The organism is Amycolatopsis jejuensis, from assembly GCF_000717335.1.
GTDB lineage: Bacteria > Actinomycetota > Actinomycetes > Mycobacteriales > Pseudonocardiaceae > Amycolatopsis > Amycolatopsis jejuensis.
In genome coordinates this window covers 33859-47422 of sequence record NZ_JNYZ01000020.1, presented here as the reverse complement: position 1 = coordinate 47422, position 13564 = coordinate 33859, and the positions used below count along the sequence as shown (strand labels likewise).

The following is a 13564-nucleotide window of genomic DNA, read 5'->3' as shown; positions in this document are numbered from 1 at the left end:
TCATGGTGCTCACCTCCTGGCGTCGAGTCACGGTCGCGGGAACCGTAACCGGGCGGCGCGGTTCCCGTCCGCCGAATTAACCGCCGAGGATTTCCTCCAGCTGGGAGGCGAAGCCGAGACACGGCCCGTCGGCCCGCCACGGGGCGATGACCTGCAGTCCCACCGGCAGGCCGTCCGTGACCCCGCACGGGATCGAGATCGCGGGCCAGCCGGTGAGATTGGCGAGCAGGACGTCCGCCCACCGTCCGCCCGGGCCCAGCGCGACGGGTTCGCCGTTGATGGCCGGATGGTCGTCGTCGTGCCGCCACGCGGGCAGGGGAAGGGTCGGGGTGAGGATGAAGTCGTAGTCCTCGAAGAATTCCGTGGCGCGCAAGTGCAAAGCCGAGCGATTTTCCTGTACCCGGAACAAATCTGCCACCGTCACTTCTGCACCGGCCTCGATGATCGCCGCATGCGAAGGCGAGAACAGCTCCGGCGTGCGGCGGTACGCGTCGCCGAAGTGGTGGAGGTCGTTCGCTGCGTGCCACATGTTGGCCCACTCGATCGGGCTGTCCCAGCACACCTCGGGCGACTCCAGCGGGACCCCGGCGTTCGACAGCCGGTCGCCCACTTTGCGCAGCACCTCGGCGACCCCGTGGTCCAGCCGCTGGCCGAAGAGGCTCTCCACGAATGCAACCCGGCCCCGGCGACGGCGTGGCGGCGGTTCGTCCCACACCAGGTCGGACGGGCCGATCGGATCGCGCGGATCGCCACCGGCCACTGCGCCGGTGATGATCCGCAGGTCGTCGACGCTGCGCGCGAGGAAACCGTGGTGCCCGCGCGCAGCCCAGAGATCCGGCGACGGCACCCGCGGCAACCGTCCGAACGACGGCTTGAACCCGGCGAGCCCGCACAGCGCCGCGGGCATCCGCACCGAACCGGCAGCGTCGGTACCGTGTGCGACCACGCTGACCCCGGTCGCCACCAGCACCGCCGCCCCGCCACTCGACCCGCCGGGCGTCCGCGCGGGGTCCAGCGGGTTCCGGGTGACGCCGGAGACCAGGCTGTCGGTGACGTCCTTGTGGCCGAACGCCGGGGTCGTGGACTTTCCCCAGATCACCGCGCCCGCGGCTCGCAGCCGGGCGGCGAGCGAACCGTCGGCGCGGGTCTCCGGGTCGACGAAGGCGGCACCGTAGGTGGTGGGCAGGCCGGCGGCGGGCTCGAGGTCCTTGAGGGCGATCGGAAGGCCGGACAATGGCCCGGCTGTGGGCTGTGCAAGAGCCCGATCGAAGTCGACTGAGACCAGGGGGTTCAGTTCGGGTGGCAACGCGTCGACCCGTTGTGCGGTTTCCTCGATCAACTCCGCCGGAGACACCTCCCCCGACCGCAGTTGGGCGAGCAGCGCACGCAACGCCGTCACGAGGCGACCGCCTTTGCACTCAGTTCCTGCTTCACCGCCGGGACGACCTCCTCGCCGACCAGCCGGATGCACGACAGGATCTCGTCGTGGGTGGCGTAGTCGACGTGGAACACCAGTTCGTCGATGCCGAAATCGGCCAGCCGGAGGATTTTCTCGATGGCGTAGTCCGGGGTGCCGACGCACAGCGGGGTGAGGTCGAGCAGGCCGTCGAAGTTGTCGAAGAACTGGCCGGTCGTGTCCAGGCCCTTGGTGTTGCCGTAGGTCAGCTCGTGGTTGCGCAGGTCCTGCTTCATCGCGCGGTTCGTGTACTCGACGATGCCGAACTCCACCTGCTCCCGCGCGGCCTGCGCGGTCGGCGCGACATGCAGTGGCACGTACATCGTGATGTCCGCGTTCGGGGTGGCGCCCGCGATCGTGCTGCCGGTGTCCCAGTGCTCGCGGTACGCCCGCAGGCGGTCCTCGACCTGGGGCCACTCCAGGTTGTTCACCGCGCCCATCAGCCCGAGCCGGTTGCTGCCCGCCAGCGAACACGCGCCGACACTCACCGCGGCCAGCGACAGCGGCGGGTGCGGGCTCTGCACCGGATGCGGCGTCACGCGCACGTCGTCGAAGTTCCAGAACTCGCCGTGGTGGTCGAAGGATTCCTCGGTCCACGCCTTCACGATCACCTCGAGCGCCTCCAGCGTGCGCGCGTTGGTCTCGGTGATGGCGACCTCGAACGCGTCGGCCGTCTTCGGGGTGTTTCCGCGGCCGACGGCGAAATCGACCCGCCCGCCGGACAGCGTGTCGAGTGTCGCCCAGTTCTCCGCGACGGCCAGCGGGTGCCGCAGCGCCGGGATCACCGCGCCGGGCTTGATCCGGATCCGCTCGGTGGTCGCCGCGACCCAGGACAGGACGACGTCGATCGCGCTCGTGGTGTTGGTCGGGAACTTGAAGTGCTGCTCGGCGACCCCGAACGAGTCGAGCCCGTACCGTTCGGTGGCCTGGCCCTCCAGCACCACCTGCTTGACGCGGGTGAGCTCGTCGGCGTCCTCGCGCACGTAGCCCTGGGTGACGATGCCGAACTTCATGGCTGATCCTTTCGCTGGCAGTGCTGCCGGAACGTAGGACCGCCACGGATGCCCCGGGTGCCGCGATGCAACTGCGGCAACGAGCGGCGGCGCGCGTTGCAGATGTGACAACCGTCCTGTCCGCGGGCCGGAACCGCGCCGAATACTGCCGATTCCGGACCCGGAGACGGACCCGCAGACAGGAGGGCAGCATGACCGACGCCGTCGCGTGGAGCGGCATGGGTGCGATGGGCGCCCCGATGAGCAGGCAGCTCGAAGCCGCCGGATACCAGGTCCGCGCCGTGTCGCTGCGGCCCGGCCGCGACCCGCGCGCGGTCGCCGAGGCGCTGAAGGACGTCGTCGCCGTGTTCACCTGCCTGCCCGGCCCGCCGGAGGTCCGCGACGCGTGGACCGGGCCCGGCGGGCTGCTGGAGTCGGCCCCGGCCGGCGCGGTCTTGGTCGACGTGTCGACAACCGGTCCCGCGCTGGCCGAGGAGCTGGCCGCGACGGCCGCCCAGCGCGGGTTCGCGGCGCTGGACTGCCCGGTCAGCGGCGGTCCGCAGGGGGCCGCCGCCGGGACCCTCGCGGTGATGGCGGGTGGCGACGAAGCCGCGATCGAGCGGGTACGGCCGATGCTGGACGCGTTCGGCACGGTGCACGTCTGCGGTGGTCCAGGCGCGGGGCAGACGGTGAAACTGATCAACCAAGCCGCGATCACCGGTATCAACGGCGCCCTCGGAATGGCGTACGCGCTCACGGTCCGCAGTGGGATTTCCCCGGACCTCGTGCACGGTGTGCTGGCCGGGGGCGCCGCACGCGGATTCCTCACCGACATGTTGTGGCCGCGCATGGCCGCGGACGAGCTCGAAGGCGGTTTTGCCGTGCAGCACATGATCAAGGACATCCGGCTTTGCCGCGAGCTGGCGGGAGAGCTGAAGCTGCCGACCGGCCTGCTGGACGTCGTCGAGGACTGGTACCGGAAGGCGCAAGCCGAATGCGGCGATTCCCTTGCCACGCAAGCGATCGGCAAGGGGGTACTGGCATGACGGAGCTGATTGCGTTCATGCCGACGCCGTTCACCTCCACCGGGATCGACGTCGGCGCGGTCGAGCGGCAGATGGCCCATTACCGCGACACCGATGTCACCGTCGGCGTGATGGGCGGGCTCGGCGAGTTCTACGCCTTGTCGGACGAGGAGTCCGAGCTGCTGATGCGCACGTCCACCGCAGGTGGCGGACGGGTCCTGGCGGCGATCGGGTTCGCCACGCGGGAAGCCGCGCAGCTGGCCCGGGTCGCCGCGGACGCCGGGTGCGCCGGGCTCGTGGTCAACCCGCCGTATTACGTCCATCCGTCACCGGCTGCGTTCGCCGAGCACGTGCGGGTCCTCACCGCGGAATCCGGGCTGAGCGCGGTCGTGTACAGCAGCAAGCTCCTGGCGATCGACGAGCCGTACCTGGCCGCGCTGGCCGAGGTACCCGGCTTCCTCGGGGTCAAGGACGAGCTGTCGACGCCGGAGGAGTTCGCGCGGCAGGTCAAACGGTGGGGCGACCGGGTGGAGTTCTGGACGGTCGGCGAGCACACCGGTGCGGCCTACCTGGCGGCCGGGGCGACGGCGGTGACCTCGGCGCTGGCGAACGTGTGCCCGGAGGCGAGCCGCGCGCACCTCGCTGGCACGGACTCGACCGGACGGCTCGCGCAGCTGGTGCATGAGAGCGTCCGGCTGCTCGGCGCGGAGCTGGGTACGTCGGCGGCGGTGTCGAAACTCATGATCGCTGCGGTGCGTGACTGGCCGACTGTGGTGCGAAGCCCACAATCCGCGGCTTCGGAAGAGTTATGCTCGGCGGTCAAGTCGCTCGTCACAACTGTGCGGGCATTCGTCGCCGGACGCTGATCGGTGGTGCCCGCCATGGCCGGATCCCGGACCCACGACCTGAGCACGCTCCGGCGCGGGCTCGACATCCTCAACCTGCTGCGCCGCGCGGCCTGGCGGGACGACATCAACGGCTGGGGCAACAACCGCATCGCCGAAGCACTCGGCGCGGACAAGTCCCAGGTGTCGCGGGCGCTCAAGGTCCTCGCGGAGTCCGGGCTGGTGGTGCGCGACGAGGAAACGCGCACTTACCGGCTCGGCTGGGCGATCTACAGCCTCGGCATGCGCGCCGCCGACCAGCACCTGATGCGGCTCGGTTCCGTGGTGGTGCGCAAGGCGGTGTCGATGACCGGCGCCCGCGTGTTCCTCGTGGTGCGGGAAGGCGTGCAGACGGTCACCATCTGGTCGGACGCGCCCTCTCACGTGCGGCCGATCGTCGACAGCATCGGCATGACGTACCCGGTGGTCGCCACGGACACCGGCCGCGCGCTGCTGTACGGCAGCGACGCGTACGCAATCCAGGAGATCATCAAGGAAAGCGGCCTGGACGAGGCTCGCGGCGCCGCGTTCGCGCAGCAGGTGGCGCGGGACAAGCAGGCCGGGTTCTCGCAAGGTGTGCTGTCCGATCAGCGGGGCGCGGTGGCGGCGGTTCCGGTGTGGAGCACCGGGCACCGCGTGGTCGCCAGCCTCGGCGCGACGAGCCCGACCATGGCCGATCAGCAGGAACTCACTGCGACAGTGCGGGTGCTGCTGTCGGCCGCGGCCGAATTGACCCGGCACCTCACCGCGGAGATGCGGGCCGAGGTGGCCGTGAGCGCGGTGCCGTACCAAGGCTGGCCCGCGCTTCCCGAGGAGAGCAAGGCTCGTTGAACGGAAAGGGTTTCTGTGATCATCGAAGTTTCCGGTTCCGGTGCGGTGTCCATTGCGGACGCACGGGATCTCAAGCGGTTGTCCGTGCAGGCGCCCCGGATGGCCGTGGACGCGCTGGCCGCCGCGCTCGGGCCGCTGGGCGCTCCGGACGGCGACGGAGAGCACGTCTTCCTCGATCCGGCACAGCTGCGCACCCGTTCCGGAATCGCGGATCCGGAGTGGGAAAAGCAGTTCGCGGGAATGATCGAATACGCGTCCGGGCACGGCTGGACGGATGATCTCGGGCGGGTCCGCGCGCACGTCGAATACGACGGGTAATCGATTCCCTCGATGCGGGTTTCCCGGCCGATGCGCATGCGGCAACGGCGTTTCCGGGGCGGGCCGCCGTACTGCATGCTCTGGCGCACCTCGTAGTCCGAGCATTCGGAGTGACATGGAAACTCGCATCGAAGACGCGCGTACGGGAATCGTGGTCAAGCGGCGCCGGGCGCTGCTGGCCGCATTTTCCGGGACGACCCTGGAATGGTACGACTTCTTTCTCTACGGATCGATGGCGATTCTCGTCTTCCCCCGGGTTTTCTTCCCGGGGGCGGACGGGTTCGCCGGGGTCCTGCTTTCGGTGTCGACGTTCGGTGCGGCTTTCGTGATCCGCCCGCTCGGCGCGGTGCTCTTCGGCGCGATGGGCGATCGCCGCGGCCGTAAGCACACGCTCGTGGTGACGGTCGTCCTCATGGGACTCGCCACGGCACTCATCGGCGTCCTGCCCGGCTACGCGCAGATCGGTGTCTGGGCACCGCTGGCGCTCGTCGTTCTCCGGCTGCTGCAAGGGTTGTCGACCGGCGGCGAGTGGGGCGGCGCGGCGCTGATGGCGGTGGAGAACGCCCAAGCGTCGCGCAAAGGCCGGTACGGCAGCGTCGTGCAAGCGGCTTCGCCTGCCGGACTGGTGCTGTCGAACCTGGTGATTCTCGGCCTGTCCCAGCTCGCGCCCACCGCGTTTCTCTCGTGGGGCTGGCGGATCGGGTTTCTCACCGGTGGTTTGATCGCGGTGGTGGGACTGCTGATCCGGCTGGGCGTGGCGGAAACGCCGGAGTTCGAACGGCTGGCGGACCGGGTCGCCGCGTCGCCGGTGCGCACGGTGCTGCGCAGCCACCTCGGCAGTCTCTTTCGCGCGGCGGCGATCTACCTCGGCCCGGGTGGGGCGTTCTACGCGGCCATCATTTTCGGCCAGAAGTACGGCGTCGGACCCGGTCGGCTCACCGCCGCGCAGATGAGCCTGGTCGTGGTGGTGTTCGGGGTCGCGATGCTCGTGGCGACCCTGCTGATCGGCCTGGCGGCGGACCGCTTCGGTCCGGCCCGCATGACGCTCGCGGCCATCGTCGCACTGTGCGTGGTGACGCCGTGCGTGCTCGCGGTGCTGGCGTCCGGAAACCTCGCGCTGGTCATCGCGGTGTACGTGCTGATGGCGCTCAACCTGGCTGCGGTGACCGCACCGATGGTGGTGCTGTTCGCCGACCTGTTCCCGGCGGAGGTGCGCTACAGCGGCGTGTCGATGGGTTACCAGCTGGGCACCGTGGTCGGGGGTGCGCTGCCGCCGATCATCGCGCTGTGGCTGTTGCAGTCCACCGGCACGATCTGGTCGGTGACCGGGTACCTCGTGGGATGCCTGGTGATTTCCGCCCTGTGCACGGCCGGTTTGCTCGCCCGGCGCTGAGGACCGGTCCGGCCGGGGTTTCCGTGGCCCCGGCCGGATGTCCGGTTCCGGACAGGACTGGTTCAGACCATTGACACGTCGTGATGATCGTCGTTCCCTGAGATGACCTTGTCCCCGGGAGGTTCGACGATGATCCGGTCCCCTAGAACTCTGGTCGTGGCCGCAATGGCCGTCACTCTTTCCCTTTCCACCGCGTCTTTCGCCGCGGCAGGAACGCGTCCCGCCACGGTGGCGACGCTGGATTGTACGCAGCAAAGCATTCTGGACGGCACCCATTTCAGCGACGTCGACATCGCCCGCACCGCCCGATCCGGCGGTTTTTCGGGCTATGGCTGGCAAGTCTCGATCGCCGTGGCCCTCGCGGAGAGCTCCGGCTGGACCCGCGCGGTGCTCATCAACACCGACTGCAGCCGCGATCGCGGGCTGTGGCAGATCAATTCCCGTTGGCACGGCGAGGTAAGCGACGCCACCGCATTCGACCCGGTCCCCGCCGCGCGGGCGTCGTACACGATTTCCTCGGGTGGCGGCAACTGGTCGCCCTGGGTGACTTACAACAATGGCGCATACCAGCAATACATGGCCCGCGCACAGGCGGCGATCAACGCCGCTTAGGTGGCGCGCGCGGCAGTTTTCCGGATAGAATGACGAGGTCGCGAAAAACGATGCCCCGCGGGATCACCAGGCGGGGCATCGCGCATACATCGAGGCAGCACATTCTGCTCGATGAGCGTCTCCTTGCCGGGAACGGGCATTCCGCCCGCTTCCGGCGCTGACCAGCACCGGCGAATGCCCGTGCACCAGAGGAGCGCAGAATGCAGAAGACCATCGCCATCGTCGGAGCGGGCCTGAGCGGGCTGACGCTCGCCCGGGTGCTGCAGGTACACGGCGTCGCCACCACGATCTATGAGGCCGAGACCTCGGCGACGACCCGTGCGCAAGGCGGCCTGCTCGACATCCACGAAGAGACCGGGCAGGTCGCGCTGCGCGCCGCTGGCCTGTACGACGAGTTCCGTGCACTGGTCCTCCCCGGCGAGGACGCCAAACGCGTGGTCGACCGGCACGGCACCATCCTGTTCGACCGGCTGGGCGACCCCGGTTCGGCCCGTCCGGAGGTGGACCGGGGCGAGCTCCGGCGGCTGCTCATCGGCTCGCTGCCGCCGCAGACGATCAAGTGGGGCCACAAGCTCACCTCGATCCGGCACCATTCGGGCGGCTACGACCTCACCTTCGCCAACGGTTCCGCTCGCGCCGACCTCGTCATCGGCGCGGACGGCGCCTGGTCGATGGTGCGTCCGCTGGTCACGCCCGCCAAGCCGCTTTACAGCGGAACCTGTTTCATCGAGATCGCCCTCGCCGCAGGCGATCCGCGCCATCGGACGCGGGTGGCGGCGATCGGCAGCGGCACGCTGATCGCGGCCGAGCCGGGCCGGGGCATCACCGTCCACCGCTACGCAGACGGGCTCGTACGCGGCTACGTGGCGCTGAACAAGCCCGAGGAATGGATGCGCTCGATCGACTTCGGCGACCCGGCCGCGGGCCTCCGTCGAGTCGCCGCCGAGTTCGACGGCTGGTCCCCGCTGCTCACCGCCTTCGTAACCGAGAGCGACGCCCCACCGTTGCTCCGGCCCATCCACGCCCTCCCCGCCGAGCTCACCTGGGACCGCACCCCCGGCGTGACCCTCGTCGGCGACGCCGCGCATCTGATGTCGCCCTTCGCGGGCGAGGGCGCGAACCTGGCCATGTACGACGGCGCCGACCTCGCGGGTGAGCTGGCCGGGCAGCTCGACACCGAGGCCGCGCTCGCCGCCTACGAAAAGCGACTGTTCCCCCGTAGCAGCGAGATCGCCGCCCGCTCGGCGCAGAACCTGGAAACCTTCTACGGTCCGGATGCACCGCAGAGCGTGGTGAGCGTTTTCGATCGGCACTGACCGGAGTTCTCTCCGGGAAGCGCCGCGAGCTCGGCTCGGTGCCGGTTCGGCCTCTCCACGTGCCCGGCCATCGCCGGGGACGGCCCCGGGCGGGGAAGGCTCGCCCAGGGGCCGTCGGTCGAGGTGCATTCCCGGCTGCGCAGGTCAGAATGTCAGGACAACCGCGCGCCGGGTACCCGCCGGAAGACGGGGGTACCCCCGCCGACCGGCGGGGGAGCCGGGGTTACCCGGCAACGGCGACGACCATCTCGATCTCCACCGAGAAGCCGAGCGGAAGCGCGGCAGCGCCGATGGCGGACCGGGCGTGCCCGCCGCGCTCGGCGCCGAACACCTCGTGGAGCAGGCTGGACGCGCCGTCGATCACCTGGGGTGCGTCGCGGAAGTCCGGCGTACAGGCGACAAACCCGAGCAGCTTCACGATCCGGCCCACGTGGTCCAGCGACCCCAGCGCGGAGCGGGTCTGGGCGAGCAGGTTGAGCATGCAGTCGCGGGCCGCGCGGCGGCCGTCTTCGACCGTGCGGTCCGCGCCGAGATGGCCGAAGTGTCCGTCGGCGCCTTGGCCGGACAGGTAGAGGAGGTCGCCGTGGCGGACGTAGCCCAGGTAGTTTCCCGCGCGGGGGCGGAGCGGGGGCAGCTGGATGCCGAGTTCCGTGAGTCGTTGTTCCGGGCTGGTCATGAGTCTCCTCGGACTGGCCAGTGGATGACCGCGCCGCCGGTGCCCCACAAGGGGCCGTAGGCGTGCACAGTCGCGGGTACGGTGAGCTTTCCGGTTCCGGCGAGAAACGCCAGCGCCCGGAATTGGCTGTCTGCTTGCGCTTTCTGCGCGTACTCCTCGCGCAGTTCGAGCGCGCTGCCGAGATCTCCGGCGGTGAGCAGGTCGAGGATGCGCCGGTCCCATTGTTCGTGTGCGGCGCTGAAAACCGCGTCTTCCTCCGGTTGGATCCAGTGTTGTATGAGCCCGCTCGACAGCCCGGAGATGGCTACGAAAAAGACGGATCGGCCGAGCTTTTCCGCGGCCCGCAGCGCCGCGGCGGCGATGGTGCCGAGGTCGTCGGCGGCGGCGTACAGGTTGCAGGACACCATCGCGGTCGCAATGTCGCCGGACGGGTTGAGCAGCCGCTGGCCGATCATCGTGCCGGTGTCGATGGGGAAGTGCTCGTACCGCGTGCGGCGGGCCTGGAACCCGGCGCCTTCGGTTTCGGCGGCCCAGGCCTCGGTGAGCTCGACGTCGACCGGGAACGAATAGTCGAGATGGCCGTAGTCGAAGTCGTACCAGTTCTCGTCGACGTGCCGTCCCCGCGGATGCGGGTCCAGCTGGAACTGGTGGCCGAGGACCGTGAACCACTGGGTGGACAACAGAACCAGGGCGTCCGGCCGCTGCCGCTCGATGACCGTGCGGACTTCTCCGGCCGCTGCGGCGAGCGCGGCCCATGACTCGGCGGGGCGTTCGGCGAGCAGCTGCGGCATACCGGGGATCAAGGCGGCTCCGGCGAAGCAAGGCGTGGTCATACCGGCTCCCACGCTGCGACGGCGTTGCCCGTTCCGATCACGGTTCCGTATGCCAGGACTTCCCCGATGCCCTCCGGCCAGCCCAGTGCCGACAGCATCCAGGTGAGGCTTCCGGCCTTGGTCTCGGATTCGGTCGCGTCGATGTGCTCCGGGATGAAGGCCCGGAGCTCCCTCGTGCGGCCCGTGCGGATCAGTTCGAGCAGCCGCATGTCCCACTCGTACTGGTGGTGGTTGTACGGATGTTCGGCGGCCATGTCCTCGGGCAGCGCCGGTTCCCGGTCCCAGTGCAGGTGCGACAGCGAGTTGGACCCGGCGACCACCGCGCGCCGCCCGGTCGCCTCGATCGCCTTCCGGGTCGCTTCCCCCAGCACCTCCATCTGCTCGAGCGAGCTGCTGGAGTAGTAGTACGGGTTGTTGTTGGCCGACAGCGAAACGACCGGGATGTCCCAGTCCGGGTTGAGCAGGTGCAGTGCGGTGATGGTCGCGTAGTCGACCCGGACGCCGTCCACCTTCAGCTTGCGCGTCACCAGACCGGCGTCGGACGAGTGGTCCGCGATGGCCTCGGCGAGTTCGACGTCGGTGCGGAAGTCGTAGCGATACCGCAGCAGGTGCGGGAAAATCGGCTCGACCGAGATTCCCCGTGGGCGGGGCACGCAGTTCACGTGGTGGCCCACCATGGTGATCCAGTGCGGGGCGTGCACCACGAGCACGTCCGGGCGCAGCGCTTTGATCCGCTGCTGGAGATCCTGGTACGCCCAGCGGAGAGTTTCCCAGCCGCCCTGCGACCGGGGTTCGTTCTGCGGCGGGTTCTCGGCGTAGGCCAGGTGCGGCGGATGCGGGGCGAGGTAGCCCGCCACGATGCCCGGCCGCTCGGTGTGGGACCGGTCCGGCGGGCGCCGCCAGGACCCGTCTCCGGGGGAGGGATGGAACACTCGGGACATGGCCCGAGTCTGGCGGCGCCGGGTGCGCCGGGCCACGGCCTGTCCGGCTCCACCGGACAGCCGATGCCGTCTCCGGCGGTCCTGGTTACGCTCTCGGGATGGGTGCTCCGTCCGGTTCCCGTGACGTCAAGCCGGTGGCGTCCGTGCTCAAGGCGACGCGGATCCTGCACAGCTTCAACGCGCTCGCGGTGTGCCAGAGCCTGCGCCAGATCGAGGAGCGCACTGGGATCCCGCGGACCACCGCGCACGCGCTCTGCCTGTCCCTGGTCGAGGCGGAGATGCTCGAATTCGTGCCGGGACGGGGTTACCAGCTGGGCCCGGCGTTCATCGGCCTCGGCGGGCAGGTCATCGAGCGGACCGGGCTGCTGGACGCGGCCAAGGACGTCGGGAAGCGGTTCGTGCGCTTCGAACAGGTCGAGGCCCATCTCGGCCAGCTGGTCGGCGGCTGGGTGGTGTACCTCGACCGGACGGCGAGCCTCCTGCGGCTGCCCATGAACGTCCACCTGGGTTCGCGCGTCCTCGCCCACACCACCGACTGCGGCCGCGCCGCGCTGTCCATCCCCGCTCCCGGCGAGGCGTGGGCGCGGGTCGTGGCCGCCTGCGAGGCGGAGCGGCGCGCACTTCCGGACCGGGACGAACTCGAACGCGACCTGGCCGCGGTGAAGCGGCGTGGGTACGCGATGAATCGCTCGGAGCGCAACGGGCGCGCGTCGCTGGGTGCGGCGGTGGTGAACCCGGCGGGGGTGCCGGTCGGAGGAGTGTCGATTTCCGGGCCGGAACGGCTTTTCCAGCGCGGTGAGGTGATGGATTCACTGGTCAACGACCTGCTGGTGGTCGCGGCGACCATCGGCCGCAGGCTGCCGCACACGGCGGAATGAGCGCGGCCCGGGCTCCATGGCCGGGCCGCGCCGCATTCAGTGCGCTGGCACCGACTGCCGCACTTGCGCCTTGCTTCGCGGAACCGCCCACATCGCCACCGCACCCACGAGCGCCGGGATTGCGAAGGCGTAGAAGTTCGCGCTCAGTCCCCATCCGGACGCGAGCACCAGGCCGCCGTAGGCCGGGCCGAGGATCGCGCCCAGCCGTCCGAACGAGAGCGCCCAGCCAAGCCCCGTCGCGCGGGACTCGGTCGGGTAGTGCTTGCCGATGAACGAGCTGACCTGGATCGTGGTCCCGATGCTCCCGGCGCCCGCAATCGCCACGAGGGCCAGCCGCACCCCTGTCGGCAGGCCGAGGCTGAGCAGGTAGATGCACACCGCGGCCATCAGGAACATCCCCGCGGTCACCGTGCGGTCACCGATCCGGTCGGCAAGGGCTCCGGCAATCGGGGTGCCCACGATCGCGCCGACGTTGAGCGCGAGCAGGAACACCAACGCCGAACCGAGGGAGTACCCGGATGCCTTCATGATCTGCGCCAGCCACGTGTTCAGCCCGTACACCAGCAACATGCCGATGGCCATGCCGAACCAGAACAGCACCGTCGTCCGGAGCTGGCCACGCGTGAGCAGGATGCGCGCCGGGGCCAGCAGCCGCCGGGTCCTGGCGAGGACGGTCTCGCCTCGGTGTTCCCTCCGGCGGCCGAGTGCTTCGGCGCGCGCGGCGAGGAAGCTCGGCGACTCGGGCAGCAGGAAGTACACGATCGGCACGAGCAGCACGATCGGGGCGGTGCCGAACCAGAACATCGCCTGCCACCCCAGCGCGGGGATCACCGGGATGGCGATCGTCGCGGCGAGGATGCCGCCGAACGAGTAACCGCAGAACATGAGTGCGTTGGTCATGCTGCGCATCCGCGGATGGGCGAACTCGAGGGTGAGCGCGATGGTGGTCGGGGCGACCCCGCCCAGCGCGATGCCGGTGAGGAAGCGCAGGACCCCGAAGAGTTCCGGATTCGGGGCGAGGGCGCAGAGGCCCATCCCTGCCGAGAACCAGGTCAGGCATACGAGCAGGATTTTCCTCCTGCCCACCAGGTCGGTGATCGTGCCGACGGTGAGCGTGCCGACCAGCATGCCGATGAAGGTGTACGACCCGATCAGGCCAGCCGCGGACGGCGTGAGATGCCAGCCGTCGCCGTGCAGCAGCACCGGCATCACGGTGCCGTACACGATGAGGTCGTACCCGTCGAAGGTGATGCAGGCGAAGCAGACCGCGACCACGAGCAACCGCGTCGCGGAGGTGGGTGCAGATGCCGGTCTTGTCATGGTGCTCCGATCCTTCCGCAGGTTATCGCTGTTCCGTGCCGGATCCGAGGTTGCGCTTCCGGGTACCCGGCTCCTATCAGCTGTCCGGC

The 13564-nt window shown here is 69.7% G+C and carries 14 protein-coding genes; 8 read left to right on the top strand and 6 right to left on the bottom strand.

Annotated elements, in window-relative coordinates; genetic code table 11:
* Nucleotides 1-76 precede the first annotated feature (76 nt).
* Entirely contained in the window at nucleotides 77-1399 is a 1323-nt protein-coding gene (locus OO71_RS26310; RefSeq protein WP_033292578.1) for an amidase, read from the bottom strand.
* Complete coding sequence (locus OO71_RS26305) at nucleotides 1396-2469, bottom strand: LLM class flavin-dependent oxidoreductase (RefSeq protein ID WP_033292577.1); 1074 nt, start codon at nucleotides 2467-2469, stop codon at nucleotides 1396-1398. The genes OO71_RS26310 and OO71_RS26305 overlap by 4 nt, the downstream gene beginning before the upstream one ends.
* A 191-nt stretch (nucleotides 2470-2660) precedes the next feature.
* Here OO71_RS26305 and OO71_RS26300 point away from each other — a divergent pair, with 191 nt between their 5' ends.
* From OO71_RS26300 to OO71_RS26270, 7 genes are all read left to right on the top strand, one after another.
* The gene (locus tag OO71_RS26300) at nucleotides 2661-3494 is read left to right on the top strand and encodes an NAD(P)-dependent oxidoreductase (RefSeq protein ID WP_033292576.1); all 834 of its coding nucleotides are present in this window, start codon (nucleotides 2661-2663) and stop codon (nucleotides 3492-3494) included.
* Nucleotides 3491-4339, top strand: a complete 849-nt coding sequence (locus tag OO71_RS26295) for a dihydrodipicolinate synthase family protein (protein ID WP_033292575.1) — start codon at nucleotides 3491-3493, stop codon at nucleotides 4337-4339. Before OO71_RS26300 ends, OO71_RS26295 begins: the two co-directional genes overlap by 4 nt.
* Before the next feature lie 15 nt (nucleotides 4340-4354).
* On the top strand, nucleotides 4355-5188 hold the full coding sequence (locus OO71_RS47670; RefSeq protein WP_051792208.1) for an IclR family transcriptional regulator: 834 nt from the start codon (nucleotides 4355-4357) through the stop codon (nucleotides 5186-5188).
* A 15-nt stretch (nucleotides 5189-5203) separates the two neighbouring features.
* On the top strand, nucleotides 5204-5506 hold the full coding sequence (locus tag OO71_RS26285) for a hypothetical protein (RefSeq protein WP_051792207.1): 303 nt from the start codon (nucleotides 5204-5206) through the stop codon (nucleotides 5504-5506).
* A gap of 115 nt (nucleotides 5507-5621) precedes the next feature.
* Nucleotides 5622-6899: an MFS transporter gene (locus tag OO71_RS26280; protein ID WP_051792205.1), complete on the top strand. Its 1278-nt coding sequence runs from the start codon at nucleotides 5622-5624 to the stop codon at nucleotides 6897-6899.
* Between the two features lie 165 nt (nucleotides 6900-7064).
* The gene (locus OO71_RS26275; RefSeq protein ID WP_051792202.1) at nucleotides 7065-7511 is read left to right on the top strand and encodes a transglycosylase SLT domain-containing protein; all 447 of its coding nucleotides are present in this window, start codon (nucleotides 7065-7067) and stop codon (nucleotides 7509-7511) included.
* Nucleotides 7512-7711: 200 nt separating this feature from the next.
* Nucleotides 7712-8827, top strand: a complete 1116-nt coding sequence (locus OO71_RS26270; RefSeq protein ID WP_033292574.1) for an FAD-dependent oxidoreductase — start codon at nucleotides 7712-7714, stop codon at nucleotides 8825-8827.
* A gap of 223 nt (nucleotides 8828-9050) precedes the next feature.
* On the opposite strand, the gene OO71_RS26265 is transcribed toward OO71_RS26270, so the two are convergent.
* Genes OO71_RS26265 through OO71_RS26255 form a run of 3 tightly spaced genes read right to left on the bottom strand, consistent with a single transcriptional unit; the run spans nucleotide 9051 to nucleotide 11277 of the window.
* Complete coding sequence (locus tag OO71_RS26265; RefSeq protein ID WP_033292573.1) at nucleotides 9051-9503, bottom strand: RidA family protein; 453 nt, start codon at nucleotides 9501-9503, stop codon at nucleotides 9051-9053.
* Nucleotides 9500-10336, bottom strand: a complete 837-nt coding sequence (locus OO71_RS26260) for a DODA-type extradiol aromatic ring-opening family dioxygenase (RefSeq protein ID WP_033292779.1) — start codon at nucleotides 10334-10336, stop codon at nucleotides 9500-9502. The genes OO71_RS26265 and OO71_RS26260 overlap by 4 nt, the downstream gene beginning before the upstream one ends.
* A complete protein-coding gene (locus OO71_RS26255) occupies nucleotides 10333-11277 on the bottom strand; it encodes a DODA-type extradiol aromatic ring-opening family dioxygenase (protein ID WP_084145301.1) in 945 nt (314 codons plus the stop codon). Before OO71_RS26255 ends, OO71_RS26260 begins: the two co-directional genes overlap by 4 nt.
* Before the next feature lie 98 nt (nucleotides 11278-11375).
* On the opposite strand from OO71_RS26255, the gene OO71_RS47665 reads away from it, so the two are divergent.
* Nucleotides 11376-12155 carry an IclR family transcriptional regulator gene (locus OO71_RS47665; protein WP_051792200.1) on the top strand — a complete coding sequence of 260 codons (780 nt, stop codon included), beginning with the start codon at nucleotides 11376-11378 and terminating at the stop codon, nucleotides 12153-12155.
* A gap of 36 nt (nucleotides 12156-12191) precedes the next feature.
* On the opposite strand, the gene OO71_RS26245 is transcribed toward OO71_RS47665, so the two are convergent.
* Entirely contained in the window at nucleotides 12192-13475 is a 1284-nt protein-coding gene (locus tag OO71_RS26245) for an MFS transporter (RefSeq protein ID WP_033292572.1), read from the bottom strand.
* Nucleotides 13476-13564: the final 89 nt, after the last annotated feature.